This window comes from Shewanella sp. T24-MNA-CIBAN-0130, assembly GCF_040310185.1.
GTDB lineage: Bacteria > Pseudomonadota > Gammaproteobacteria > Enterobacterales > Shewanellaceae > Shewanella > Shewanella psychromarinicola.
Genome location: NZ_JBEOPP010000042.1, coordinates 17,994 through 42,266, shown reverse-complemented (window position 1 = coordinate 42,266; position 24,273 = coordinate 17,994). Strand labels below are relative to the sequence as shown.

The 24,273-nt window shown below is 43.0% G+C and carries 23 protein-coding genes and 1 pseudogene; 19 read left to right on the top strand and 5 right to left on the bottom strand.

The window, feature by feature from the left end; all coding sequences use genetic code 11:
• The 11 genes and pseudogenes from AAEZ02_RS15700 to AAEZ02_RS15650 form a co-directional block, all read left to right on the top strand.
• A pseudogene (locus tag AAEZ02_RS15700) lies at positions 1-279 on the top strand (hypothetical protein); the annotation flags it as partial.
• The gene (locus AAEZ02_RS15695; protein ID WP_124012253.1) at positions 276-500 is read left to right on the top strand and encodes a hypothetical protein; all 225 of its coding nucleotides are present in this window, start codon (positions 276-278) and stop codon (positions 498-500) included. The pseudogene AAEZ02_RS15700 and the gene AAEZ02_RS15695, both read left to right, overlap by 4 nt.
• Positions 497-2,203, top strand: coding sequence for an ABC transporter permease (locus tag AAEZ02_RS15690; RefSeq protein WP_124012668.1), 1,707 nt, complete (start codon positions 497-499; stop codon positions 2,201-2,203). The genes AAEZ02_RS15695 and AAEZ02_RS15690 overlap by 4 nt, the downstream gene beginning before the upstream one ends.
• Positions 2,204-2,211: 8 nt before the next feature.
• On the top strand, positions 2,212-2,868 hold the full coding sequence (locus AAEZ02_RS15685) for an ATP-binding cassette domain-containing protein (RefSeq protein WP_124012254.1): 657 nt from the start codon (positions 2,212-2,214) through the stop codon (positions 2,866-2,868).
• A gap of 100 nt (positions 2,869-2,968) precedes the next feature.
• Positions 2,969-3,664 carry a CDP-alcohol phosphatidyltransferase family protein gene (locus tag AAEZ02_RS15680; RefSeq protein WP_124012255.1) on the top strand — a complete coding sequence of 232 codons (696 nt, stop codon included), beginning with the start codon at positions 2,969-2,971 and terminating at the stop codon, positions 3,662-3,664.
• The gene (locus AAEZ02_RS15675) at positions 3,661-4,473 is read left to right on the top strand and encodes a sterol desaturase family protein (protein WP_101034508.1); all 813 of its coding nucleotides are present in this window, start codon (positions 3,661-3,663) and stop codon (positions 4,471-4,473) included. The genes AAEZ02_RS15680 and AAEZ02_RS15675 overlap by 4 nt, the downstream gene beginning before the upstream one ends.
• A gap of 183 nt (positions 4,474-4,656) precedes the next feature.
• Positions 4,657-5,349 carry a 5'-methylthioadenosine/adenosylhomocysteine nucleosidase gene (locus AAEZ02_RS15670; RefSeq protein ID WP_101034507.1) on the top strand — a complete coding sequence of 231 codons (693 nt, stop codon included), beginning with the start codon at positions 4,657-4,659 and terminating at the stop codon, positions 5,347-5,349.
• 97 nt (positions 5,350-5,446) lie between these two features.
• Entirely contained in the window at positions 5,447-6,454 is a 1,008-nt protein-coding gene (locus AAEZ02_RS15665) for a cobalamin biosynthesis protein (RefSeq protein ID WP_124012256.1), read from the top strand.
• Between the two features lie 208 nt (positions 6,455-6,662).
• On the top strand, positions 6,663-7,052 hold the full coding sequence (locus AAEZ02_RS15660; protein ID WP_101034505.1) for a DUF2721 domain-containing protein: 390 nt from the start codon (positions 6,663-6,665) through the stop codon (positions 7,050-7,052).
• Positions 7,049-7,675, top strand: a complete 627-nt coding sequence (locus AAEZ02_RS15655; RefSeq protein ID WP_124012257.1) for a trimeric intracellular cation channel family protein — start codon at positions 7,049-7,051, stop codon at positions 7,673-7,675. The genes AAEZ02_RS15660 and AAEZ02_RS15655 overlap by 4 nt, the downstream gene beginning before the upstream one ends.
• A gap of 67 nt (positions 7,676-7,742) precedes the next feature.
• Positions 7,743-8,153 carry a nuclear transport factor 2 family protein gene (locus AAEZ02_RS15650; protein WP_081430168.1) on the top strand — a complete coding sequence of 137 codons (411 nt, stop codon included), beginning with the start codon at positions 7,743-7,745 and terminating at the stop codon, positions 8,151-8,153.
• Positions 8,154-8,245: 92 nt separating this feature from the next.
• Here AAEZ02_RS15650 and tyrS read toward each other — a convergent pair whose 3' ends face one another.
• Entirely contained in the window at positions 8,246-9,442 is a 1,197-nt protein-coding gene (gene tyrS, locus AAEZ02_RS15645) for a tyrosine--tRNA ligase (RefSeq protein WP_101034502.1), read from the bottom strand.
• Between the two features lie 125 nt (positions 9,443-9,567).
• Between tyrS and AAEZ02_RS15640 the strand changes: the two genes are divergently transcribed.
• The 4 genes from AAEZ02_RS15640 to AAEZ02_RS15625 all read left to right on the top strand — a co-directional run bounded on the left by AAEZ02_RS15640 (position 9,568) and on the right by AAEZ02_RS15625 (position 13,214).
• Positions 9,568-11,088 carry a peptidoglycan DD-metalloendopeptidase family protein gene (locus AAEZ02_RS15640; RefSeq protein WP_124012258.1) on the top strand — a complete coding sequence of 507 codons (1,521 nt, stop codon included), beginning with the start codon at positions 9,568-9,570 and terminating at the stop codon, positions 11,086-11,088.
• 36 nt (positions 11,089-11,124) lie between these two features.
• Entirely contained in the window at positions 11,125-12,237 is a 1,113-nt protein-coding gene (locus AAEZ02_RS15635; RefSeq protein WP_124012259.1) for an anhydro-N-acetylmuramic acid kinase, read from the top strand.
• 114 nt (positions 12,238-12,351) lie between these two features.
• Positions 12,352-12,738: a DUF2750 domain-containing protein gene (locus AAEZ02_RS15630; protein ID WP_101034499.1), complete on the top strand. Its 387-nt coding sequence runs from the start codon at positions 12,352-12,354 to the stop codon at positions 12,736-12,738.
• Positions 12,739-12,743: 5 nt separating this feature from the next.
• Positions 12,744-13,214, top strand: coding sequence for a hypothetical protein (locus tag AAEZ02_RS15625; protein WP_124012260.1), 471 nt, complete (start codon positions 12,744-12,746; stop codon positions 13,212-13,214).
• 166 nt (positions 13,215-13,380) lie between these two features.
• On the opposite strand, the gene erpA is transcribed toward AAEZ02_RS15625, so the two are convergent.
• Positions 13,381-13,731 (bottom strand): iron-sulfur cluster insertion protein ErpA, encoded by a 351-nt coding sequence (gene erpA, locus AAEZ02_RS15620; protein ID WP_101034497.1) that lies wholly within the window; start codon positions 13,729-13,731, stop codon positions 13,381-13,383.
• A gap of 20 nt (positions 13,732-13,751) precedes the next feature.
• On the bottom strand, positions 13,752-14,525 hold the full coding sequence (locus tag AAEZ02_RS15615; protein WP_124012261.1) for a DUF6776 family protein: 774 nt from the start codon (positions 14,523-14,525) through the stop codon (positions 13,752-13,754).
• 313 nt (positions 14,526-14,838) lie between these two features.
• Between AAEZ02_RS15615 and AAEZ02_RS15610 the strand changes: the two genes are divergently transcribed.
• The 4 genes from AAEZ02_RS15610 (at position 14,839) to nhaD (ending at position 21,219) form a co-directional block, all read left to right on the top strand.
• A complete protein-coding gene (locus AAEZ02_RS15610) occupies positions 14,839-16,563 on the top strand; it encodes a chloride channel protein (protein ID WP_124012262.1) in 1,725 nt (574 codons plus the stop codon).
• 504 nt (positions 16,564-17,067) lie between these two features.
• Positions 17,068-18,087 carry an aspartate carbamoyltransferase gene (locus tag AAEZ02_RS15605; RefSeq protein ID WP_101034494.1) on the top strand — a complete coding sequence of 340 codons (1,020 nt, stop codon included), beginning with the start codon at positions 17,068-17,070 and terminating at the stop codon, positions 18,085-18,087.
• Positions 18,088-18,113: 26 nt separating this feature from the next.
• Positions 18,114-19,400, top strand: a complete 1,287-nt coding sequence (hemL, locus tag AAEZ02_RS15600) for a glutamate-1-semialdehyde 2,1-aminomutase (RefSeq protein ID WP_101034493.1) — start codon at positions 18,114-18,116, stop codon at positions 19,398-19,400.
• A gap of 571 nt (positions 19,401-19,971) precedes the next feature.
• Complete coding sequence (nhaD, locus tag AAEZ02_RS15595) at positions 19,972-21,219, top strand: sodium:proton antiporter NhaD (protein WP_124012264.1); 1,248 nt, start codon at positions 19,972-19,974, stop codon at positions 21,217-21,219.
• 156 nt (positions 21,220-21,375) lie between these two features.
• On the opposite strand, the gene AAEZ02_RS15590 is transcribed toward nhaD, so the two are convergent.
• Both AAEZ02_RS15590 and AAEZ02_RS15585 read right to left on the bottom strand, forming a co-directional pair.
• Entirely contained in the window at positions 21,376-22,533 is a 1,158-nt protein-coding gene (locus tag AAEZ02_RS15590; RefSeq protein ID WP_351123901.1) for a general secretion pathway protein GspB, read from the bottom strand.
• Positions 22,533-24,203: an ExeA family protein gene (locus AAEZ02_RS15585; RefSeq protein WP_351123898.1), complete on the bottom strand. Its 1,671-nt coding sequence runs from the start codon at positions 24,201-24,203 to the stop codon at positions 22,533-22,535. Before AAEZ02_RS15585 ends, AAEZ02_RS15590 begins: the two co-directional genes overlap by 1 nt.
• Between the last annotated feature and the right edge of the window lie 70 nt (positions 24,204-24,273).

Genomic DNA, 24,273 nt, shown 5'->3' with positions numbered 1-24,273 from the left:
AAGTTGGACCAAGGTGATCGCAACCCAGTGGCTACAACGCTATGGGGTAATGCGATGATGACATCCGCAAGTGGATTCAAAACACTGGTGAGCAGCAGTCCATACGTAATATCGTCATTACCAGCAACGCAACAAGCCTGGTTTCAACCGCCAACCCAGTCTCACCCCAGTGCCATTATCGCCAACCAAGATAGTAGCCCAGCATTGAGCGAACCGGACCCAAGTTGGACCAAGGTGATCGCAACCCAGTGGCTACAACGCTATGGGGTAATGCGATGATGACATCCGCAAGTGGATTTAAAACACTGGTGCGCAGCAGTCCATACGTAATATCGCCATTACCGGCTGCGCAACAAGCGTCGTTTCAGCCGCCAACCCAGTCACACCCTAGCGCCCAAATGGCTAATCAAGAGAGTAGCCCAGCATTAGGCGAACCGGATCCGAGCTGGACCAAGGTGATCGCAACCCAGTGGCTACAACGCTATGGGGTAATGCGATGATGACGTCCACCAGTGGATTTACAACCTTAGTGCGCAGCAGTCCATATTTAATGATGGCGTTATTGGTGATCCCGGTACTGAGCGGCTTAATTGCCGTTATTTTGCCTGCTTTTGGCTGGTTTCCGGTATTAGGTCATACTCAGTTCAGCGTGGCTGGTTTTGTCGATCTATGGCAAACACCGGGTCTTGGCTATATGGCATTACTCAGCGTATCGACCAGTTTTATCAGTACCTTACTGGCATTTGTGATCACCATTTTAATATTAGGCAGTTACTTTACTAGCCCTTGGCTCGGCTATATTCAACGACTGTTAGGGCCTATTTTAGTCATCCCCCATGCGGCTGCCGCAATTGCAATTGGCTTTTTAATTACCCCATCGGGCATGTTATCTCGGATTGTGTCACCTTGGCTAAGCGGATGGGATGCACCGCCTGATTGGCTGTATCCTCACGATGCGATGGGCCTGAGCATTATTATTGGGCTGACGCTAAAAGAACTCCCCTTTCTATTACTGATGGCACTTGGGGTATTAGCACAACCCGAATTAGGCCATACCTTGCGCGCTCAACATCGAGTGGCATTAAGCCTAGGTTATTGCCCAATGACCGCTTTTTTCAAAGTGGTGTTACCGAGCTTATACCCGTTTTTACGCTTACCGATATTGGCCGTGCTCGCCTATGCCAGTGCCAGTGTCGAAATTCCATTAATTTTGGGTCCTAATAGCCCACCGACACTTGCCGTTGCCATTATGCAGTGGTTCCATGATGTTGACTTAAGCTTACGAATAAAAGCGTCAGCAGGCGCCATATTACAAATTGTACTGACATTACTCTTGCTACTGAGTTGGTGGCTGCTCGAAAAACTAATAAAAAAAGCCTCCCAAACCATGCTTATCAACGGCCAACGTGAGTATGCTGGCGCCATTATGCAAAACATCACTCATGTGCTTACTGTGGTGATAATCAGTGCCATTGGTTTGGCATTAATCGGCATGATGTTATGGTCTGTTGCCGGTTTCTGGCATTTCCCTACGGTATTGCCGCAACAATTTGTCAGTTTACATTGGCAGTCGGCATTACAACAAATGCACACGCCATTACTAGACACAGTTTTGATTGGTGTTTGTGCCACCAGCTTGGCAATCATTTTGACCTTATTTACTCTGGAGGCTGAGCAATACACAGGTAAAATGGTGTCGAGATTAAGCAGTGTGATCATTTATTTACCCCTGCTTATCCCCAGCATTGCGTTTCTATTTGGTTTGGTGTGGTTATTGGAGCAAATCAACAGCCATCACAGCTTCATCAATGTGGTGCTAGCGCATCTGTTGTTTGTATTGCCTTATGTGTTTTTGTCGCTGTCCAGTAGCTACCGCCGTTTAGACCCACGCTTTAGCACCGTCGCCGCCAGTTTGGGGGCGAGCGAAGCAAAAATATTCTGGCAAATTAAACTGCCTATGTTGCTAGCGCCTATTTTGATTGCCTGCGCATTAGGATTAGCCATTAGTTTTAGTCAATATTTACCCACATTACTGGCGGGGGGTGGGCGCATTAATACCATTACTACCGAAGCGGTTTCGCTCGCCAATGGCGGCAGTCGTCGCACCAGTGCTGTGTATGCATTAGTGCAAATGGCCCTCCCTGCCCTTGGTTTTTTACTGGCATGGTTACTGCCAAAAATGCTATTTAGACATCGCGAATAAGGAAACTAATGCAAACTCGTTCAACGGTGATCTCAGAGGAAGTCCCTTCGCTATCCATTGATGATCTAACCTTATATCGACAACAGCAGTTGCTGTTATCATTAAATGAAACCATTCAAGGCGGTGAAATCCTCACCATCATGGGACCGTCTGGAAGCGGTAAATCGACCTTGTTAAACTGGTTAACCGGTATGTTACCAAAAGGCTTTCACGCTACGGGAAAGCTGTACTTAAATGGTCAACACATTACTGATACCGCCAGCCATTTACGCCGTATTGGTTTATTGTACCAAGACCCTTTGCTGTTCCCACATTTAACCGTGGCAGGTAACATTAGTTTTGCTATGCCCAAAGGGCCTAAAGCACAGCGACAAACTACCATTAGCCAAGCATTAACCCAAGTGGGTCTGGGTGGGTTAGAGCAACGGAGTGTGCAAAGTTTATCTGGCGGCCAACAAGCAAGAGTGGCATTGTTACGCGTATTACTGAGTCAACCTAAAGCCATTTTATTGGATGAGCCATTTAGTAAACTCGACAGTCAATTACGCCAAGAAACCAGACAATTGGTGTTTGATCAAATACGCCAACATCAGTTACCCGCCATCATGGTAACGCACGATCAAACCGATGCGGACGCCGCCCAAGGCAAAGTGATTTCACTTTGATAAAGGGTACTGATGTCATTAACCTTATGGTTAACGATATGAACTAAATTTATATAAGCCACTGATTTGACATAAACCACAGCTTAATTGGAAACGACCCATGTTAGATAAATTTATTACGCCAGTGATTAAACAAATATTATCCCCGGTAGTGGTGTTACTCGCTAAGCAAAAAGTGCACCCAGACCAATTGACATTAGTCGGTTTTGGTTTAGGAATGCTGGCCGTGCCGTTTCTCGTAATGCAGCAGTGGTATACGGCATTATTTTTTATTGCCCTCAATCGTATTATTGATGGCCTTGATGGCGCCCTCGCGCGCTATCAAAAACACACCAGCGCAGCAGGCGGTTTCTTAGATATTTGCGTCGACTTTGTATTTTACGCCGCCATCCCATTAGGATTTGCCTTAGCCAACCCTAATGAAAATGCCCTAGCCGCAGCGGTTTTATTAACCGTATTTATTGGTACCGGCTCAAGTTTTTTGGCTTTTGCGATACCAGCAGAGCAGCTTAATCTGCCTCGACCACAATTTGCCAATAAGAGTTTCTATTATTTAAATGGCTTAACCGAAGGCACAGAAACCATCGCCTTTTTTGTCGCCTTTTGTTTATGGCCAGCCTATTTCCCAGAACTGGCATACAGTTTTGCATTTTTAGGCGCGATTACCATTTTTACTCGTATACATGGCGGTTATCACACATTGAAGAATCATACCGTTAAAGAATCAGGCTCAAAGAAAATTGAAGCTAACAAACCTGCCGTTAAGGAAACGGCCATTGAGGAGCCTAGAATATGATAGATGAAATGGCGGCAATCCGATTAGGCGTGTTTATAACAATTCTTGCATTGATGATGGGTCTAGAACTGCTATTCCCCGCAAGAACCCTAGCTAAAACCCCACAAACTGCCACCATGGCAACACGCTGGTTTGGCAACTTTGGCTTATTAGTCATTGCCTCTGTGATGGCAAGATTAATACTGCCACTGGGTTTAGCAGGTTTTGCCCTGTATACCACGCAGCAGCAATGGGGAGTATTGCATTATATTAGCCTGCCGCATTGGGCAAATATTGCCATAAGCCTACTGTTACTCGATCTGCTTATTTACTGGCAACATCGGCTATTTCATCGCATTCCTTTATTGTGGCGCTTACATAAAGTGCATCACGCAGATCGGCTGGTCGACAGCACTACCGCGCTGCGCTTTCATCCATTTGAAATCATCGCCAGTCTTGGCATTAAAGCTCTGGCGATTATGTTATTAGGGATATCTGCTGAGGCCGTCATACTGTTTGAAATCTTGCTTAATGGATTTGCAATTTTTAACCACGCCAACATCCGTTTACCCAAACCACTGGAAAAAGTGGCTCGTTATGTCATTGTGACCCAAGCGCTCCATAGGATACATCACAGCCAAATTATGGCCGAAAGTAACACTAACTTTGGTTTTAGTATTATTTGGTGGGACCGCTTGTTTGGCACCTATACTAGTGATGCCAGCAAAACCGATAACCAAATTGATATTGGGTTAACGGATTACCCCAATGCAAAACAAAACGCATGGCTAAGCGGATTATTGTGGATGCCTTTCACCACGAAAAAGTAACTGCTTGTGCCAAAGTAAATCAATACTAATGTTGTATCGTGGCTGAAATTTAACCCAACAACTGAATGAATGTATAAATAGCCAACCAGTCCGCCAACTATTCATTGTGGGTTTTCACTAATTTATCGAGCTCGTGATATATTAATGCCCTTTCGTATTTGCTCATTCAGTTAAGGTTCACTCATGAAAATCGGTATTATTGGCGCAATGGAGCCAGAAGTTGTTCATTTAATCCAAGCCATCGTCGCGCCAGTGCATAGTACTATTGCTGGGATCGAATTTGTTAGCGGTAACATTGCCGGTAAAGAAGTGATCGTTACACGTTCAGGGATCGGTAAAGTGGCTGCCAGCATCGCGACCACATTATTGATAGAAAAATTTGCCGCTACTCATGTGATTAATACCGGTTCTGCTGGCGGCTTTGTTGATACCCTTGCCATTGGTGATATTGTCATTTCATCGGAAGTGCGCCATCACGATGTCGATGTGACTGCCTTTGGCTATGAAATGGGTCAAATGGCACAACAACCAGCAGCATTTATGCCCGATAGCACCTTAGTGACTGCCGCTAAAAAAGCGGTGGCGTCGTTAGGTGAAGTCAACGCCATTGAAGGATTAATTTGTACTGGCGACAGTTTTATTTGTGATCCGGTGCGGACTAAAGTAATGCTCGAAAACTTCCCAACAATGGCGGCCTGTGAAATGGAAGGTGCGGCGATTGCGCAAGTTTGTCACCAATTTAAGATCCCATTTGTGGTTATTCGTTCTTTATCAGACAATGCCAATAATGACTCACCGGTTGATTTTGACTCTTACATTATAAAAGCGGGTTTGCATTCTGCCATGATGGTTATCGCACTGTTACAACAGCTATAATCCATCTAGGCTCTGCTCAGGTTATATAATCTGCATAGTACCTGAGCAGAGCAAACGAAGTCCGATAGATCAACAACAGCCAAGCTATTGAGTCCCTATGGTCAATCAATTATTCAATCCTCAATTACTTAGCCAAGATGGTGGGTTACTGCAAAGCTGTTGTATTTTATTTTGTGCCTTAATATTGGCACGATTTGCCCCTATTCCCAGAGATCTGCAACCCTTATTATGGTTCAACCGCTTAGCCACACTGATAGCCGCTAAAGTGAATCACCCTGAGCGAACTATGAGTCAACAACTTACCGCCGGGATTTTAGCCACGTTGATTTTGATTGTGCCTAGCGGGATTATCGTCAGTTTTTCACTCAGTTTTGCCGCTTACCCATGGTTTTTTGAACTGCTCATTTTGTATTTCTGTTTATGTGATTCTGCTTTTAAGCCCGTGGCAGAAAAAGTGGTCGCTGCAATAAACACCGGCAACAAACAAGAGGCCAAGCAATTACTCTCGCCTTGGGTGAGTCAAAACACCCAAGTGCTATCGATAGTGGGTTTAAGCAAAACCACTATCGAAAAACTGTTTACCACTCCGATTTATGGCACCTTAGCCACTATCTTATTTTTCAGCTTGGGCGGGGCTACGATGGCGTTAGTCGTGCGAATGTTAAGACAATTAGAATATTGCTGGCCTCCGTATCATCCACATTTTCATATTTTTTCTCGTTTTGTCGGTCAGTTTAATCGAGTGATTTTTTTTGTTCCCACCGTGTTATGGCATTGCTCATTAGCCATTCAGTTTGGTCAACTGGGTGTTAGGTCTATTTTATCGCAGCCAATATCGACCCAAGCGGATAAAAATCAGTTAAATAATTATTACAGCAGTTATGCATTGGCGGCTAAATTATTGAAAATAGAACTTGGAGGTCCACAGCAATTTATTGAAAACGGCAAATCCATTCGGGTTGATTTACCTAAGGTAAAATCCGGCCCTTTGCCTGATCATCGCCACATCAGTCAAGCCATAACGATAACTCATACGGCCAACCTCTTTTGGATCAGCTTAACCTTGCTACTGCCGCTTATTTGGACCGGATTAAGATTTATGTAAACCATATAAATCTTGTTTTAAACAGGCTATCATTTAGCGATAATGGATCTATGCCCGTTTGATATAGACCTGTTACGACCTAATGTCATAGTCAGTTGTTAACATGAGACAATCATGTCGACATGCGGCTTACATCTTGGTAACAAAAAACTTATCGTCACTCGATATTGATTCTTACCTGCTTGCAGACCTTTTTAGGAATGTCATTTTGTTCAACAATTTACATGTATCATTAACGACACCAGCTTTGCTGTTCCCGGCTATTTCATTGCTATTGCTGGCCTACACTAATCGATTTTTTTCATTGGCTGCATTGATCCGTCAATTAAGCAATGACAAAAAACCTGTGCAAGGTGATCAAATTAAAAACTTACGCCAACGCATTATTATCATCCGTAAAATGCAAGAAACCGGTGTCAGCAGCTTTGCGTTTTGCGTTTTATGTATGATTCTGATTTATATCGGCTTTAATCAAATAGGCTCAATAGTCTTTGGATTGAGTCTATTATTGTTACTGTATTCATTAATTTTATCGGTAATCGAGATCCGGATTTCAGTTGATGCACTCACTATTCACCTCGAAGAGTTAAGTAAATGAATCAGTGGATCTACTTTTTAGATTTATGTGGTACCTCTGTATTTGCAATTGCGGGCGTGTTAGCGGCGGGTAAATATCGTATGGATCCATTCGGCGTTATCGTATTAGCTTTTGTTACTGCAATTGGCGGTGGCAGTATGCGCGATGCATTAATAGGCGCTACACCAGTATTTTGGATACGCGATCCTAACTATATTATTGTCATTCTTGCGACGGTCATAATGTGCTTAATTTTAGTGCGTAAACCCCATAGAATACCTACATATGCTTTACCTATTGCAGATGCACTAGGCTTAGCCGTGTTTACCGTCATTGGTGCAGAAAAAGCCTTATCACTAGGATTATCAAGTATGGTTGCTGTGGTAATGGGCTCCATAACCGCTGTTGGGGGGGGGGTTATCCGTGATTTGTTATGTCGGCAAATTCCAATGGTATTGCGAATAGAAATTTACGCAACCGCTTCCATCGTTGGAGGGATCTGTTATACCTTAAGCATCATTGTCGGCATGGATAGCATGACATCGGTGTTGTTCGCTATGTTCAGCACGCTAATCATTCGTCTGAGTGCTATCCGCTGGCACTTATCTTTACCGGCTTTTGATTTGAAAACAAAGAGAATTTAATGTGCGAATAATCTTCATATTATGCTGTTTGCTATTGAGCTTTCCTAGCAAAGCCAATATTGGCGATATGCCACGAGAGCAACAACTCGCAATGCAATACATGGAAGCACTCACCGACCATGACTATACTGTCTTGCGTCGATTTTATTCTCGCGACACGGTATTTTACGACAAAACAGCCAATACCACTTATACCGGTGGGCGTCATATTATTGCGTTTTTACAACGCGCTCATGAAGGCGTATTAGAGTATCGTTTAAACGTAGAACACATGTTTAATACTGGCTCTCTTGTGGTGATCATCGGCAGTTACAGATTACGAGGTCCTGGCGATCAATATGGAAAACCCGGTAAAATTATCGATTTAGCCGTGCCAGGTGTGACCACACTTAAATTTGATAATAATACTGAACGCTTGATAGAACAAATGGACTTAATGGATTATCAAACCATGTCTGACCAACTTGAATCTCAGTAATGTCACCATTTAAATCAAACAGGGTCAGCCATGTATGAGACATAAAAAAACGGCTTAATTGATAAGCCGTTTTTTTATTTATTTCGTTAAGCTTATTTCAAGATAACTTTTGCAAATTTACGCTTACCGACCTGGAATACCGCTTCAAGACCTGCATTAAAACTGATGCGACTGTCTTCGATTTTTTCGCCGTCCATTTTTACCGCACCTTGCTTGATCATCCGCATACCATCAGATGTCGAGCCAACAAGGCCAGCATCTTTGAGTAAGTTAGCAATCGCTAAGCCTTCACCGGCTTCTAATACCACTTCTTCGATGTCATCTGGGATAGCGCCTTTTTGAAAACGGTCAATAAACGCTTGATGAGCGGCTTGCGCTTGTGCTTCGTCATGGAAACGAGCAATAATTTCTTTAGCTAACAATATCTTGATATCACGCGGGTTAGTGCCGTTTTCAACATCTAACTTAAATTGAGCTAATTCAGTTAAGGGACGGAATGACAACAGCTCAAGATAGCGCCACATTAAATCATCTGAAATTGACATAAGCTTGCCAAACATTTCGTTGGCAGGTTCGCTCACACCAATGTAATTGTGGGCCGACTTAGACATTTTTTTAACGCCATCTAAGCCTTCAAGCAAAGGCATCATGATCACGGTTTGCGGCTTTTGGCCTGCCACTTTTTGCAGTTCACGACCCATCAATAAATTGAATTTTTGGTCGGTACCGCCTAGCTCCACATCCGCGTTAAGTGCGACAGAGTCATAACCTTGTAATAAAGGATACATAAATTCATGAATCGCAATTGATTGACCTGATGCATAACGCTTTTTAAAGTCGTCACGTTCCATCATCCGGGCAACGGTTTGTTGAGAAGCCAAGCGGATCATACCTGCGGCACCCAACGGCTCTAACCAGCTAGAATTAAATTCGATACGAGTCTTAGCTGGGTCTAAAATTTTATAAACCTGTTCTTTATAAGTTTCTGCGTTAGCAAGCACTTGCTCACGAGTCAGTGGCGGACGGGTACTGTTTTTACCGCTAGGGTCACCGACCATACCAGTGAAATCACCAATCAAGAAAATCACTTCGTGACCTAACTCCTGAAAGGTACGCATTTTGTTCAAAATAACCGTGTGACCTAAGTGGATATCAGGCGCGGTAGGATCTGCACCTAATTTGATGCGTAATGGCCGCCCTTCTTTGAGTTTCTCAAGTAAATCCGCCTCAAGTAATATCTCATCGGTACCACGCTTAATCTCTGCCAATACTTGATCTAAATTCGCCATCTCTACCGCAACTCCCAGGGCCTGCACAAAAAATAAAGAGGTCTATGTTACTTGTTAGCCACAGCAAATGAAAGCGTGTACACTTAGCAGATCATAACAAGAAAGAAAAATTGGTATCTGAGTCAATGGCAAAGCTTCTTACTTTATTCACATTGTTGCCAAAAGCACATCAAGTTACATTGTCTTTATTGGTAATTTTAACGACATTTATTCTGATGTTTCCATCGGAAGATGCTCAGGCATCTAAGCAAAGCCGATCGGTGAGTCAATCGGATGACAACTCCGCCTTAGAAACGAATAAGCGTTATGCTGTTCAACTAGCCTTTAACGCGCCAACACCAGTCAATAATGACAGCAGTATTGATCAAGATGAGTCAGCTGATTTCATATCAAGTAATGACAGCGAAAATGTGATCACCGCTGAAACCCCAGACGATGAAGTTTTTGCTCAACATCTTGCTATGTTGCAAACCAGCACATCGGATATTGATGGCATGATCAATGATATCGATCAGCAAGTTGCTACTCAAAAAACCAAATTAAAACAGCAAGCGGCTAACGATGGCTATAGCGTTGAATACTATAAAGTGGTTAAAGGCGATACCTTAGGCGGCCTATTTAGCCGTGCAGGACTCAGCCCTAAAGATGTCTATGACATTACTCAATTGCCGCTAGCGAAAAAGAATCTACTCAGAATTATGCCCGGCGAAGAGATCGCTATTAGTAAAAATGCACAAGGTCAATTACAAGAATTAACTTATCGGATGGATCAAGTGTCGACGTTGGTGATCAGTCAACACAATGACCAATACAAAGAAACCGTTAACACTAAAGACGTTGTAAATCGCACCTCGTTTATTAGCGCCAAGATTAAAAGTAACTTTTGGAACGCCGCTGCCGATGCTGGCTTGTCGGGTAACCACATCATGGAGTTAGCCAATATTTTTGGTTGGGATGTCGATTTTGCACTCGATATCCGCAAAGGCGATCATTTTTCATTATTGTTTGATCAAGAATACGCCGATGGCCAATTTTTACGTAATGGCAATATTTTAGCCGCTGAGTTTATTAACCAAGGTGAACGTTATACTGCAGTTCGTTATACCGATGGTGAATACTACTCGGAGAATGGCAGTAGTATGCGCAAAGCATTTTTACGCTCGCCAGTGGACTTTAAATACGTCAGTTCTAACTTTAATCCACGCCGTTTACATCCTGTCACAGGGCAAGTTAGAGCCCATAGAGGCGTAGATTATGTGGCGGCCATTGGGACACCCATTAAATCTGCGGGTAAGGGGCGGGTTATTGAGTCGAGTTATAACCAGTATAATGGTAACTATGTGTTTATTAAGCACAACGAAACCTATACCACTAAGTATTTGCATTTAACCAAGCGCAAAGTTAACCGTGGTGAAACGGTTAAGCAAGGTCAAATAATCGGAACCTTGGGTAAAACAGGTCGAGTAACCGGCGCTCACTTACATTATGAGTTTATAGTCAATGGCGTACATCGCAATCCAAGGACGATTGACTTACCTAAATCGGTGCCGATTGATCGTAGAGAGAAAAACAAATTCACTGCACTCAGCAAACAATTGATGGCACAACTCAAATCAAATCAACAACAGCAATTAGCCAGTAATTAATGGTCTGTTTGATCGCTGCTACAAGAGAAAAACCACATGTCTAAGCCAGAATATTTTATCGGTCTAATGTCAGGCACAAGCATGGATAGTGTTGATGCCGTATTGGTCGATTTTTCGGCCAAGCAGCCAATCTTAATCGCCAGTCATGCTGAAGCCATTCCTAAACATTTATTAAAAGGCTTACAGCATTTATGCCAACCTGAAACCGACGAGATTAACCGCTTAGGTCGACTCGATCGCAGTGTCGGCCAACTGTTCGCTCAAGCGGTCAATAACTTGTTAGCCAAAACGACGGTCACTGCCGCTGAGGTTATCGCGATTGGTTCGCACGGACAAACAGTACGTCACATGCCCAATTTAGAAATTGGCTTTACTTTACAAATTGGCGATCCAAATACCATTGCCATTGAAACTAATATCGATGTTATTGCTGACTTTAGACGTAAAGATATCGCCCTTGGCGGCCAAGGAGCCCCCTTGGTGCCAGCATTTCATGAGCAAGTGTTTGCTCAGCCAGGTCATTCAAGAGTAATTTTAAACATTGGCGGCATTGCCAATGTGACCTATTTACCCGGCAATAAAGACCAAGTGTTAGGCTTCGATACTGGCCCAGGTAACACCTTAATAGATGCATTTATCCAACAAGCACTAGGGCAATCTTTCGATGAAGGCGGCGCTTGGGCTGATTCTGGCACCAGTCATCCAGACTTACTCAAACACTTATTATTACACCCTTATTTCGCATTAGCCTACCCTAAGAGCACTGGCAAAGAGCTGTTTAATCAAGCTTGGCTTGAGCAACAACTCGCCGACTACAGTCATTTAGATCAACAAGATATTCAATCAACCTTACTTGATTTAACTTGTCACAGTATTGCCAATGATATTAATAAGCTAGCACCAAAGGGTGAATTGTTTGTTTGTGGCGGTGGCGCGTTAAATAAAGCCTTAATGCAACGACTCGCCACTCTGGTACCGGGGTATAAAGTCGATACCACCAGCGCCTTAGGTGTTGATGCTAAATGGGTTGAAGGGATTGCCTTTGCGTGGTTAGCGATGCGTCATCACCATGATTTACCGGCCAATTTACCGGCCGTCACAGGTGCTTCACGCCCTGCGGTGTTAGGTGGTCGTTTTAAAGCCAGATAAAGACACCAATATGGGCGGTTTACTTTTGCAATTGTGGCCTCAATGTTATAATGCCCACAAATTTGCTCAATCGTTTGAAATTGAGTAAAGCCGTAACTTAAGATGAGAGTCAATATGAGCAACAAAAACAAAAGTATATCTGAACTAATGAATCTAACGCCAGAAGGTCGTTACGATTATATGGTTGAGCAAATTAAATCTGAAAAAGTCATCTGGACACTTCAAGATCAAGATGGTTGCGTGATGCTAACCACTGAAGATGAAGATTGCATCCCTATGTGGCCAACAGAAGAAACGGCCACGCTTTGGGCTGTAGATGAATGGAAAGACTGCGAACCATTAGCCATTCCACTAGACGAGTTTCAAGAACGTTGGGTTAGCGGCATGGAAGATGATGACTTATTTGTCGCGGTATTCCCGGTTCAAGAAGACTTAGGTGTCGTGGTACCTCCGTTTGAAGTGAACGAGCGTGTTTCACCAAAGATACAGCAAAAGCATTAATTGTAATGACAGATATCAGCTCTGGATCAACCCACGTTGATGAAGCCAAGATCCCTGTTAAGCCACATTTACCTAAACGGTTAATTGGCTTAATGATCATTTATACCCTCGCGGCCATCAGCGGATTAATGGCCGTAAATTCAATATCAGAGTTAAGTGCAATGTTATGCATTTTGACCTTGATGATGGTACTCGCAATTATCGGGCGCCAAAAAGCCGGCTTATACTTACTGCGGGTTTATTGTGTGCTGCAACTTTTGTTATACAGCGTACTGCCAATTATTATGTATGACCCTGATAATTTAGTTGCCGGTCCAACCACGTTTGATTTTGGTTTCTTTCAAACCGTAGTGGCCGATTGGGTGATCTACTCGGTACTGATTGCACTGGGGATAATACAAGTTTGGATTAGCTTTAATGCTAAAGTGAAGGCGTGGTTTAAACCGCGGATGAATCTTAATATTATGAGCAGCTAGTCATAGGTTAGCCAATTCATTATTATTGTTCAGAAATCAAAAAGCCGTCGAAAGACGGCTTTTTATTACAGGGTTACACTCAATTTTTAGTGACTATGTTTATTGTGGCTATGTTTATCGTCGCAATAATTTATCGTCGCAATAGTTATCGTCGCAATAAAATCTATTACACCGAGAAACTCGCCCCACAACCACATGTGGTGGTGGCATTAGGGTTTTTAACGAAAAAACGTGACCCTTCAAGACCTGATGTATAATCCACTTCACCACCAACAAGGTACTGAAGACTCATAGGATCAACAACCAATTGCACACCTTGTTTTTCAATGGTGAAATCACCTTCGTTGACTTTTTCATCGAATGTAAATCCATACTGAAAACCAGAGCAACCACCACCTGTGACATACACACGTAGCTTTAATTCAGGATTCTGTTCTTCTTCCAACAGCCCTTTTACTTTTATCGCCGCCGCATCGGTAAATTGGATCGGCATTGCTGCATCAACATGTTCAGTCATTACTACCTCTTACTTCGATTCTACTGAGAATTATCCTTTACCTGACTATTTTGTTCAAGTATTACCCGCAGTTCTTTTTCACCCATTAATAATTCCGGCACATTAAAGGTTTGCTCAATCTCACCACCTTTCACGCCACGGCTGGCGGAGACCTTAACTTTAACGGAAATCCTTTGCAAATTAAAACCTGCAGGTAGGACAAAATCAGTATCCATAATTTGAAAATAATTAAACTCGAAATCCAATTTATTATTCACCAACTTGCTTAGTGATAGCTCGACGGGGTGGTCATTTTGAACACCGAGCAACATCACGTTAGCTCGGGCCTTAACTTTCATTTTGCGTTTTTGCAACTGGGTTAGAATTAATCGTAATTGATATTGTTCTGGCAGCACCCCTTGGGACATTTCCACCCCATGAATCGCCACGCCTTCAACATCAGCATCCGTCACCATGACGCTGCGATAAAACGCTAATTCTTTTTCTAACGCTTTTTGCTCAGTTAATTGACGACTAAACATCTGTTGCATTTCTTTATTGGCATTTTCTGCAATACTTAATGCTAAATTCCGACTGGCAAGCGCTTGTGCTTGTGTGTCGAGTTCTTGCAATAATTTACGCTTACCGCTAACGCTATTGGGTGTTGCCTCTGGCGCAAAAGAAAGCCATAAATTAAAGCTTATCGCCCCCAGTAAAAAGCACACTAGCATTAAACTAATCAAGTATATGCTCGATGTCCGATTTTTACGTCCTAAAACTTGCAGTCTGTCCAACCAACGGTGATAATTTAACATTAAGTTACAACCTTCTAATAAAATACAGTATGCTTGCTAATGCTTCTTCGCCTTAGGCTTATTTCATCTATCAAGCAAAACTTTTGTGTCAATCATATATGTTTAATATGGCTCCACAGGTGATAGTGATCTTACTTTTATTGTCCAGCCCAGGATGCTGCAAGTGAAATTTCCGCCAACGTTTGTTGTCCTTTAGCACTGACTCAACGCTTATTGATGGAGAGTAATAGCATGACACAAGTACGCTTCCCAAAGATCAATAAACAATTGCAATATATAACCCTCAAAGATAAACAGACCCTAGAGTCAAACTGTGCAATTTAAGATAAATAAAGCCGCTATTATTCACGCCAAACGCGCTACGCGCAAATATCTGCATAACGAATTTAGAGATAAATTATCTCAGGCCAAAATTAGTGTGCAACTTTGTGCCCTCGCATTGCTGTTTGCCATCATAGCCTCATTGGTGATTATCTTATTCCGCCTAAGCTTAGTGTGGGCAGAACAATATCTGCATTCAGATGCCATAGACATTGGCACAACTTTTTATGATTGGCGTTCATACTTACCTATACTCGGCGCATTACTGATTTGGCTGTTGTCACTACTGGGGTCCAAACGTTATCAACGCATGGGAATTGCTTACGTATTGCACCGATTTAAACTGCACTACGGTAAAGTACCGCTTCAGTCTGCCCCAGGGCAGTTTTTTCAAGCATTAATGGCCTTGATGACCAATTTCTCTGTCGGAAAAGAAGGTCCGGCAATTCACTTAGGCGCTGTGAGCGCCAGTGTTCTAGCAGAGAAGTTTTCGCTGCCAGATAATAGCGTGCGCATTATGTGCGCCAGTGGAATCGCCGCCGGCATAGCGGCCATCTTCAATGCTCCACTTGCGGCAGTATTATTTGTATTTGAAGTCATTGTTCGAGAATACAAAATCCACTATTTCTTCCCCATCATGATCTCCGCTATTTGCGGCGCCGTCTCCAGTCAACTGGTGTTTGGTAATATTCACGAATACGACTTGATCAATGTGATCCATATTCCACTCGATCACTATCCCATTTTGTTAATTGGCGGCATAGTTTTGGGCTGTGCCGCTGCATTGTTTAATTTTTCACTCGTCAAAGTCACCGCGACTGGCCAGCACTGGCCATTACTTTATCGACTGCTTATAGCTGGAGCCATCACTACGGTGGTGGGATTAGTCATGCCACAAGCTTTAGGTTCTGGTGATTTAGCCATTACTGAAGCCATTAGTGAACATCCTAGCCTATTGTTTTTAATCGCACTGTTATTAGCAAAAATGCTGGCCACCGTCGCCGCCATTGGCTTTGGGGTTCCTGGCGGACTTATCGGTCCACTCTATGGTATTGGCGCATTAATCGGGGCGATATTAGCGTTAATCATTAGTTTACTGTTTCCATCAGTTGCGCCTTATATTGGTTTATATACTGTGATCGGCATGACAGCCATGATGGGAGTTTGCTTAAGTGCGCCATTGGCTGCGTTAGTTGCGCTACTTGAATTAACCAACGATGCCTCGATTATTTTACCGGCCATGTTTGTTACCATTCCGGCATATTTGGTGGCATACCAAGGTTTTAACACCAACTCGATGCTTTTAAAGCAACTCGATATTATGGAGCTTGGTTACAAGGTTGCACCACTGAATCAAGGACTGCAACAGAAAGGCGTTAGGGTGTTAATGAATAAACGCTTCGTCATTGTTAACGATGATGACGAACTGCTGCTTGAAGTACTCAAACGTGCAGCGGGTCGGCCTGTCCTGGTGCGTAATGCAAAGGGCGTCATCGAAATGCTCCGCCTTGAAATTCAATCAGCTGAAGACACAACCACACTGTCACGCCAACCAATGCTAGGATTGCCCGACAGCGCCACCTTAAATGAAGCCTATGAAGCATTGGCCCCTAAACGTACAGGTGAAGTGTATATCTACCGCAGTGATAATCAACACGTCGTTGGGGTGATCAGTTGGACAAATTTATTGCAAGAAATTCGTTCTGGGCAAATATAAACTCATACTCGATTAGCGTGTTTATCCTCTACTTGCTATATGCGATGCAATAAAGCAATGGAATAAAATGATAGAAATCAGTCTATTTCAAGTCAGGCATATTTGTTAACAAGGTACTTTAACGCTTCAATTGCGTGTCTATTACAGGCAATACCCAGTAGATAGCGGCACAAAGAGCGCTTGAATAAGCGTTTATTATCCCGAGCTAGGGTGAAGGTTAACTTAACATTTCATAGATCGTGAAGCTCATTCGCTGCGAAATCAATAACAAAGCCTATGAGTGAGCGGAGTTAACGCACAGGCTAAAGTCCTTACAATGTTCTTTATAGCAGCAAGTGAATCTCTAAGTTCAGCACGGTTATTATATTTATCTAGCGGTTATTTTCTGCTACAATTTTGCCTCAGCCACCCTACACAAAACTCTATAAAACCCTATATAATAATATGGTAAAATAGCATGCTGTTCTGGTGAATATTTTGCCCCAAACTTTGGAAATCAGGCTGATGACGCAGTTCGAAGGTTCACACATCCTTTCAGTAAACCAGTTAGATCTGGATTCAATTGACACTATTTTTAACGTCGCGAACAAAATGACCCCTTATGCTTTGCGTGAAAAACGCACCAAAGTATTAGACGGTGCTATTTTAGGCAATCTGTTTTTTGAACCCAGCACCCGGACCCGTGTTAGCTTCGGCTGTGCCTTCAACTTGCTTGGCGGACATGTCCGAGAAACGACTGGAATGGCATCATCGTCATTATCAAAAGGTGAGTCCTTGTATGACACGGCTAGAGTGCTATCAACTTACTCAGATGTGATTGCCATGCGTCACCCCGACGCATACTCAGTCAAAGAATTTGCCGAAGGCAGCCGCGTGCCAGTGATCAATGGTGGCGATGGTCCCAATGAACACCCAACTCAAGCATTACTCGATTTATTTACCATCAAAAAAGAGCTAAGCCAAACCGGTATGAGTATCGACGGGATGCATATCGCGATGGTGGGTGATTTGAAATATGGCCGCACAGTACATTCACTATCACGCTTACTTTGCATGCATAAAGACATTAAGTTCACATTGATCTCACCAAGTGAACTAGCAATGCCTGACTATGTGATCGCCGACATTGAAAATGCTGGCCATAAGATCACAATAACCGAACAACTTGAAGGTAATTTGCACCAAGCAGATATTTTGTATCTGACTCGCATTCAAGAAGAGCGTTTTCCTTCACAGGAAGAAGCCAATAAGTACCGCGGTAAGTTCCGCTTAAATCACAATATTTATACGCAGCATTGCAAATCAAATACGGTGATTATGCATCCATTACCTCGTGACTCACGCGCACAAGCAAATGAACTCGACAATGATTTAAACAGCCATCCAAGTTTGGCTATTTTCAGACAAGCCGACAACGGCTTACTTATACGCATGGCACTTTTTGCATTAACACTTGGGGTTGAAAACCAACTCGACAAGTATGAGTGCCCAGTAAACTGGTATTCACGTAAAGCCGATAGATAATTGGCACACAATATTAAGGATTAGACATGACCCGTTCCGAAGTTTTATTTGAACAGGCTAAAAAAACCATTCCTGGTGGCGTTAACTCACCTGTACGAGCTTTTAATGGTGTGGGTGGTTCACCTTTGTTCATTGAAAAAGCTGATGGCGCTTATATTTTTGATGCCGATGGTAAAAAGTATATCGACTATGTCGGTTCATGGGGACCAATGATTTTAGGCCATAACCATCCTAAAATCCGCCAAGCGGTTTTAGCCGCTGTCGAAAATGGCCTATCATTTGGCGCGCCGACTGAACTTGAAGTCAAAATGGCTGAAAAAGTCATTTCTATGGTGCCATCAATAGAACAAGTTCGTATGGTCAGTTCTGGTACTGAAGCCACTATGAGTGCAATTCGTTTAGCACGTGGCTTTACTAACCGTGACAATATTTTAAAATTTGAAGGTTGCTACCACGGCCATGCTGACTGCTTATTAGTAAAAGCAGGTTCTGGAGCATTAACGTTAGGGCAACCAAGCTCTCCTGGTATTCCAGAAGATTTTGCTAAGCACACATTAACCGCTACCTATAACGACCTTGATTCTGTCCGCGCTATATTTGAACAGAATCCAGAAAGTATCGCTTGTATCATCCTTGAGCCTGTTGCCGGCAACATGAACTGCATTCCACCGGTTGAAGGATTTTTACAAGGCTTACGTGCTATTTGTGATGAATTCGGAGCGTTACTGGTTATTGATGAAGTAATGACCGGTTTTCGCGTGTCTATGAGTGGCGCACAGGGCCATTATGGCGTTACACCAGACTTGACCACACTAGGTAAAGTGATTGGCGGCGGCATGCCCGTAGGCGCTTTTGGTGGCCGTAAAGATGTCATGCAGTTTATTGCACCGACAGGCCCAGTTTATCAAGCAGGTACTTTGTCTGGTAACCCGATTGCGATGACAGCAGGTTTAGCCCAAATGGATGCCTTGTGTGAACCCGGTTTGTATGACGCGCTTGCAGACAAAACTAAACGTGTAGCAGAAGGTATTAAAGCCGCAGCAGATAAACACGGTATTCCATTAAACATCACTTATGTGGGCGGCATGTTTGGTTTATTCTTTACTGAAGACAAAGCGCCAATGACGTCGTTTGCTCAAGTAACAAAATGCAACATGGAACACTTCCGTCATTTCTATCATGCCATGCTAGATGAAGGTATTTACTTGGCGCCAAGTGCATATGAAGCGGGCTTTATGTCAATGGCTCACGGCGACGCTGAGATTGAGTATACTTTAGCCGCCGTTGATCGTATTTTTGCCGCAATGAAATAAGTCTATCTATCACCGCTAACAAGCCGTGATAAAAAAGGGATAAGCAGCTAAGCTGTTTATCCCTTTTTATTTGCTTCAACGTCCGCATTAATCTCTCACCTCTTAGTCATATGCTTGTGCTGTGTTAAATACACTCATAAATAAACAAACAAGCATAGTGTTCGTAATCTACCTCCCATAGTTAAAATGACCCATTAATGACGCCTTATTAGTGACTCATTAATAATGAAAGAGGGTCTTTGATTGACCAAATAAACAACTCGTTTATCGACAGATGACTTACCCTACATCCATCACAATAACCAAACGTTGGCTCATGCTCACTATCAGAACAATAGTAAATGGCCCAATTGGGCGTTAAAGCGCAAATATATCCATTTTTCAATGCGCTACTTTGGTCTATTACCCGCAAAATAAATGTGATCTAAGTTGCGAAATCGCTCGTTATGTGATGTGATCGGCCCGCCAAACAAAAGCTTAATTTAACCTTAAAATTAGGGACTGAATTAGGTTAGCAAAAATTCAGGGTAATGATGTTGATTACCTACAACACAAAGTTGGAATTGCAGTCATGCTACATACCTTTCTTATCTCACTTGCGGTGCTTGCGTTACTCAGTATCGTGTTCGAAGAAGTTACCCATATTAACAAAGCAAAAACCACCCTGTTCCTTGGCTGCATTGCTTGGATCACCTTGTTCATTGCCTCTGGGAGCCCAGAGAAAAGTAAACTCGTGGGTGAAAATCTCAATGAAAATTTATTAGAAATTGCCACATTATGGTTGTTTTTAATGTCAACAATGACCTTTGTTGCCTACCTTAATGCTAAAGGCATGATCCAAGTACTGGTACAGAAAATATTTCCGCAGCAAGTCTCAGTGAGAATGTTGATGATGCAGGTAGGATTATTTTCATTAGTATTATCGACTTTTTGTGACAACGTTACTGCCACATTGGTGTCATTGGGGTTACTGACAACCTTTAATTTAGACAAGCAAATGCGTCGCCGCATGGCGGTGTTAATTATTTTTGCTGTCAACTCCGGTGGGGTGGCATTAATCACGGGTGATGTGACGACCTTGATGATTTTCCTTGCGGGTAAAGTGCATATTTCTGAATTACTAATCTTGTTTATTCCCGCAAGTGTTAGCGTCATGATCCTAGCAATATTGTTTTCACTCAAAGCGGAAGGACATGTTAGCACCACTCCGATTGAGCAAAATTACAATACGGTTGATATTGTCATCGGGGTGATTTTCTTCACGACCATCGTCTTGACCATGGTACTTAACGTATTGTTTGGCATTCCCCCAGTATTAACCTTTTTATTCGGCTTATCAGTGATGTTCTTAGTCGGGCGCACCAATAAAAGCAACACGGAAGAAGTGCAAGTATTAGAGTATATTCGTCAGGTTGAATTCGACACCCTATTGTTCTTCTTAGGTATCTTGTTACTCGTCGGTATGCTTAAAGAGATTGGCACCCTTAATTTATTAACCGAAGTCTATGGTATGTATAACCCTAGTATTTCTAACTTTTTCACTGGTGTTGGTTCTGCACTATTAGACAATGTGCCATTAACGGCAGCATTATTAAAAGCAGATCCCGTGCTGACGACAGCACAATGGTTAGGATTAACCTATTCCGTCGGCGTCGGTGGTTCGCTATTAATCATCGGCTCAGCCTCAGGCATTATCGCCATGAGTAAAGTAGAAGAACTGACATTCGTAAGCTACTTAAAATATGTCCCAGCATTACTATTTTGCTACTGCATAGGTTATGGATTAACCTTATTTTTAGCCAATCATATTCACGGCTAACATTGCGGTTTAATGCAACCAATAACACCAAGGCGCGATAAGCGCCTTGGTGTTATTTATCTATTGAGATTAACGAATTAAAATAGAGGTGTTGATATACATATTTTGAGACAGCTATGTTGAAACCGATATGTTGAGACTGCTTAAAAGCAGCGTCTAAATTGCCGGCACTCTAAATTGTTCACCGCTAATTTCTAACACTATGTCCCTAGGCCGGATCTCAATAATCGTCAGTTTATTGCTAATCATGTCACCCTGCTGTAATTCAACCCCGTCAACATTTAACCAACGATTGTTGGGTTCTGATGAATACACATGAGCATTAATATTAAACTCAGGCACTTGTAATTGAATACTCGCAGGCAAATCGCCATATTTGGGAATTTGTTGATTTGAAGGCCGAGGAATAGGATCCAGTTCTTCCTGCGTCACTGGCTGATTAACCGACCGTTCGTATTCAACGTCTTTAAGGGCCGTCTTAAACGCGGCTAGCAAGTTATTACTTTGATCAACTTTCGGTGCGCTGACTGAGGCAAAGTCGACTTCATTTGCCGCGGCATTAATTTGTAGCCGTAACGCTTCTATTTCAGCTTGGCTTTTTCGGTTCGCATGGCTCTGATTTGATGCAAAATCTGTATTTGAGCGCTCATATCGTCTATCAGGCATTTGTTGGGCTGATACAGTTTGAATGTCACGATTACTCACTTGCTGCTGATTCACATTGGTACGGTCAACCGCTTGATTGCTTGAACCCGTGTCGTTATATGCTAAGGAGTTTGGCGCTAAAGCGTTTGGAGCTAAGAAGTTTGGATCAGTATTGACACCCATAGCCGTTTGGTTGACGCGTGGAGTATAAGGTTGTGCGATAGGCAAAGCCACTTTGCCGGCCAAACGAACCTGATCATTGCCTTGAACAATATGGTTTTGATCTGCACTAACCTGATCAATACGAGCCTGAGCATCACCGCTCTGATCTCTCGACGGTTGAACAATGTTGCCATTGCCAGGCATCACCAAATCCGTGGGGCTCCCTTGCGGGTCAACATTAGGGTTAACATTAGCGTTAACATTAGGGTTAATGACGGGTAATGTCGCTAGTTGTATAGATGATGGCCCAGGTTGCAATAACAGACTCACGCTCCACGCCCCACCAATCCCCAACGAAATAGCTAATGCCAGCACTGTCATTTTTTTTGTGGTCGCCGACACCTTAGGCTGTGAAGGATAATGGGCCCTCGGCGTTGAAACAACATCAACAATATTAGTTTGTTGTTGCTGTTTATTGCGGGTAATCGCATCCAATAAAATCGACATTAACTGCGCTCCACGGAAGCACTCAAACGCGGGCCTTGCTGGCTTAAATACAAGTTTAACTGCACCAAAGTTTGATTCCCGGCAATCCCGTCGGGTTTAAGACCATGTTGACGTTGAAAATGCATCAACTGCTGCTCAAGCTCAGTATCAAATTGAGTTAACAATCGTGCCGGACGTTTATTGACTCGTGCTAAGCTATTTTCTAACCATTGTACTTGCGCCATGCTCGAAGACTGGCTGATGTCTCGTGGAATAACGGCATCAGGTTGCCATAAAATTTCAAACGTGCCACTAAAGTGGCGATCGAACCAATCTTTGCTCACCCAAAACTGTTGCTCACCAAGCTGCAATAAAATTTGATCCACTTGACGTTCAACCATTACGCCATAAAACACATTGGTTTGTGCATCTTGCAAATACACGACAGCAGGATAATTAAGGCGCATGATACTGTGCCAATTCCCCTGCTGTTGATAACAAGCTAAGTCCTGCTGCTGCGCCGCCTGACAAGCAGATAAGCCAATAATAGGCTGCTTATTCCACAAGCCAAATAAACCAGCAAAGGCATTTTCGATACTGGTACTTTGCGCCATAGCTTGGCGCATTAGTTGTTGCTGCGCATTGATTGCGGAAGGTTGTTGTACTGTGACTTGATTTACCGCTGCAGGAGTAAGACTCGCAGTGACTGATGATTGCGTTTTTGTTTGAACTTGCGTTTGCGTTTGCGTTTGCGCAGCATCAGCGGTATTAGGCATAAAGCGACTATCAATCGCCGAGCGATTGAACAAATATAATGACAATCCAAACGCTAATACTAGTGCCACCGCCACCACAAAAGGCCAACGCTTGTTGTTGGGTGTATCGATTTGGCCCAAGACTTCTACCGCCGCTTGATTGACCATTTTATGATCGATTGGCACCTTAGCTTGACCATAGCCAGCCATTAATGCCCGTTCGCTCAACAAATTGATCAACCTTGGTATGCCGCCGGTATGCTTGTGCAGTACTTTTATCGCTTTTTGGGTAAAAAGAGGTTCCTGTCGACCAGCCACTTTTAAACGATGCAACACATACAGCGCCACTTCGTCATGATCCAAGGGTAATAAATGGTATCGCGCCGTAATACGCTGGGCTAATTGACGCAAATCTTGACGCTTTAATAATTGCTGCAGTTCTGGTTGGCCAATTAAAATAACTTGCAGCAACTTTTTGGTATTGGTTTCTAAGTTAGTCAGCAAGCGCAGCTGCTCTAATACTTCAGAACGCAAATGTTGGGCTTCATCAATAATTAATACCGTATTTCGACCGTTTTTATGATTCTCCAATAAGTACTTGCTGAGTAAGTCAGTCAGTTGTTTTAAGGTCGGGTGGTCACCATATTGAATTGCGAGTTCATCACATAGCGTAGCTAAAAGCTCGAGCTCTGTTAACGAAGGATTAAGAATAAAAGCGGTGTCGGTATTTTCAGGTAATTGCTGCAACAAACAACGTGAAACGGTTGTTTTCCCTGTACCGACTTCCCCCGTCAACAACACAAACCCACCGGTTTCTCCTAGCCCATAAGTTAAGTGTGCTAAGGCCTCGCGATGACGATCGCTTAAGAACATATAATGAGGGTTAGGCGCGATAGAGAATGGATTATCGTTTAATCCATAAAAGGCTTTATACATTCGACCAAAAATCCTTATTTGAAACTGACGACTAACGTTAATGCTTGTACAACAGCTTGTCAAAAGTTAG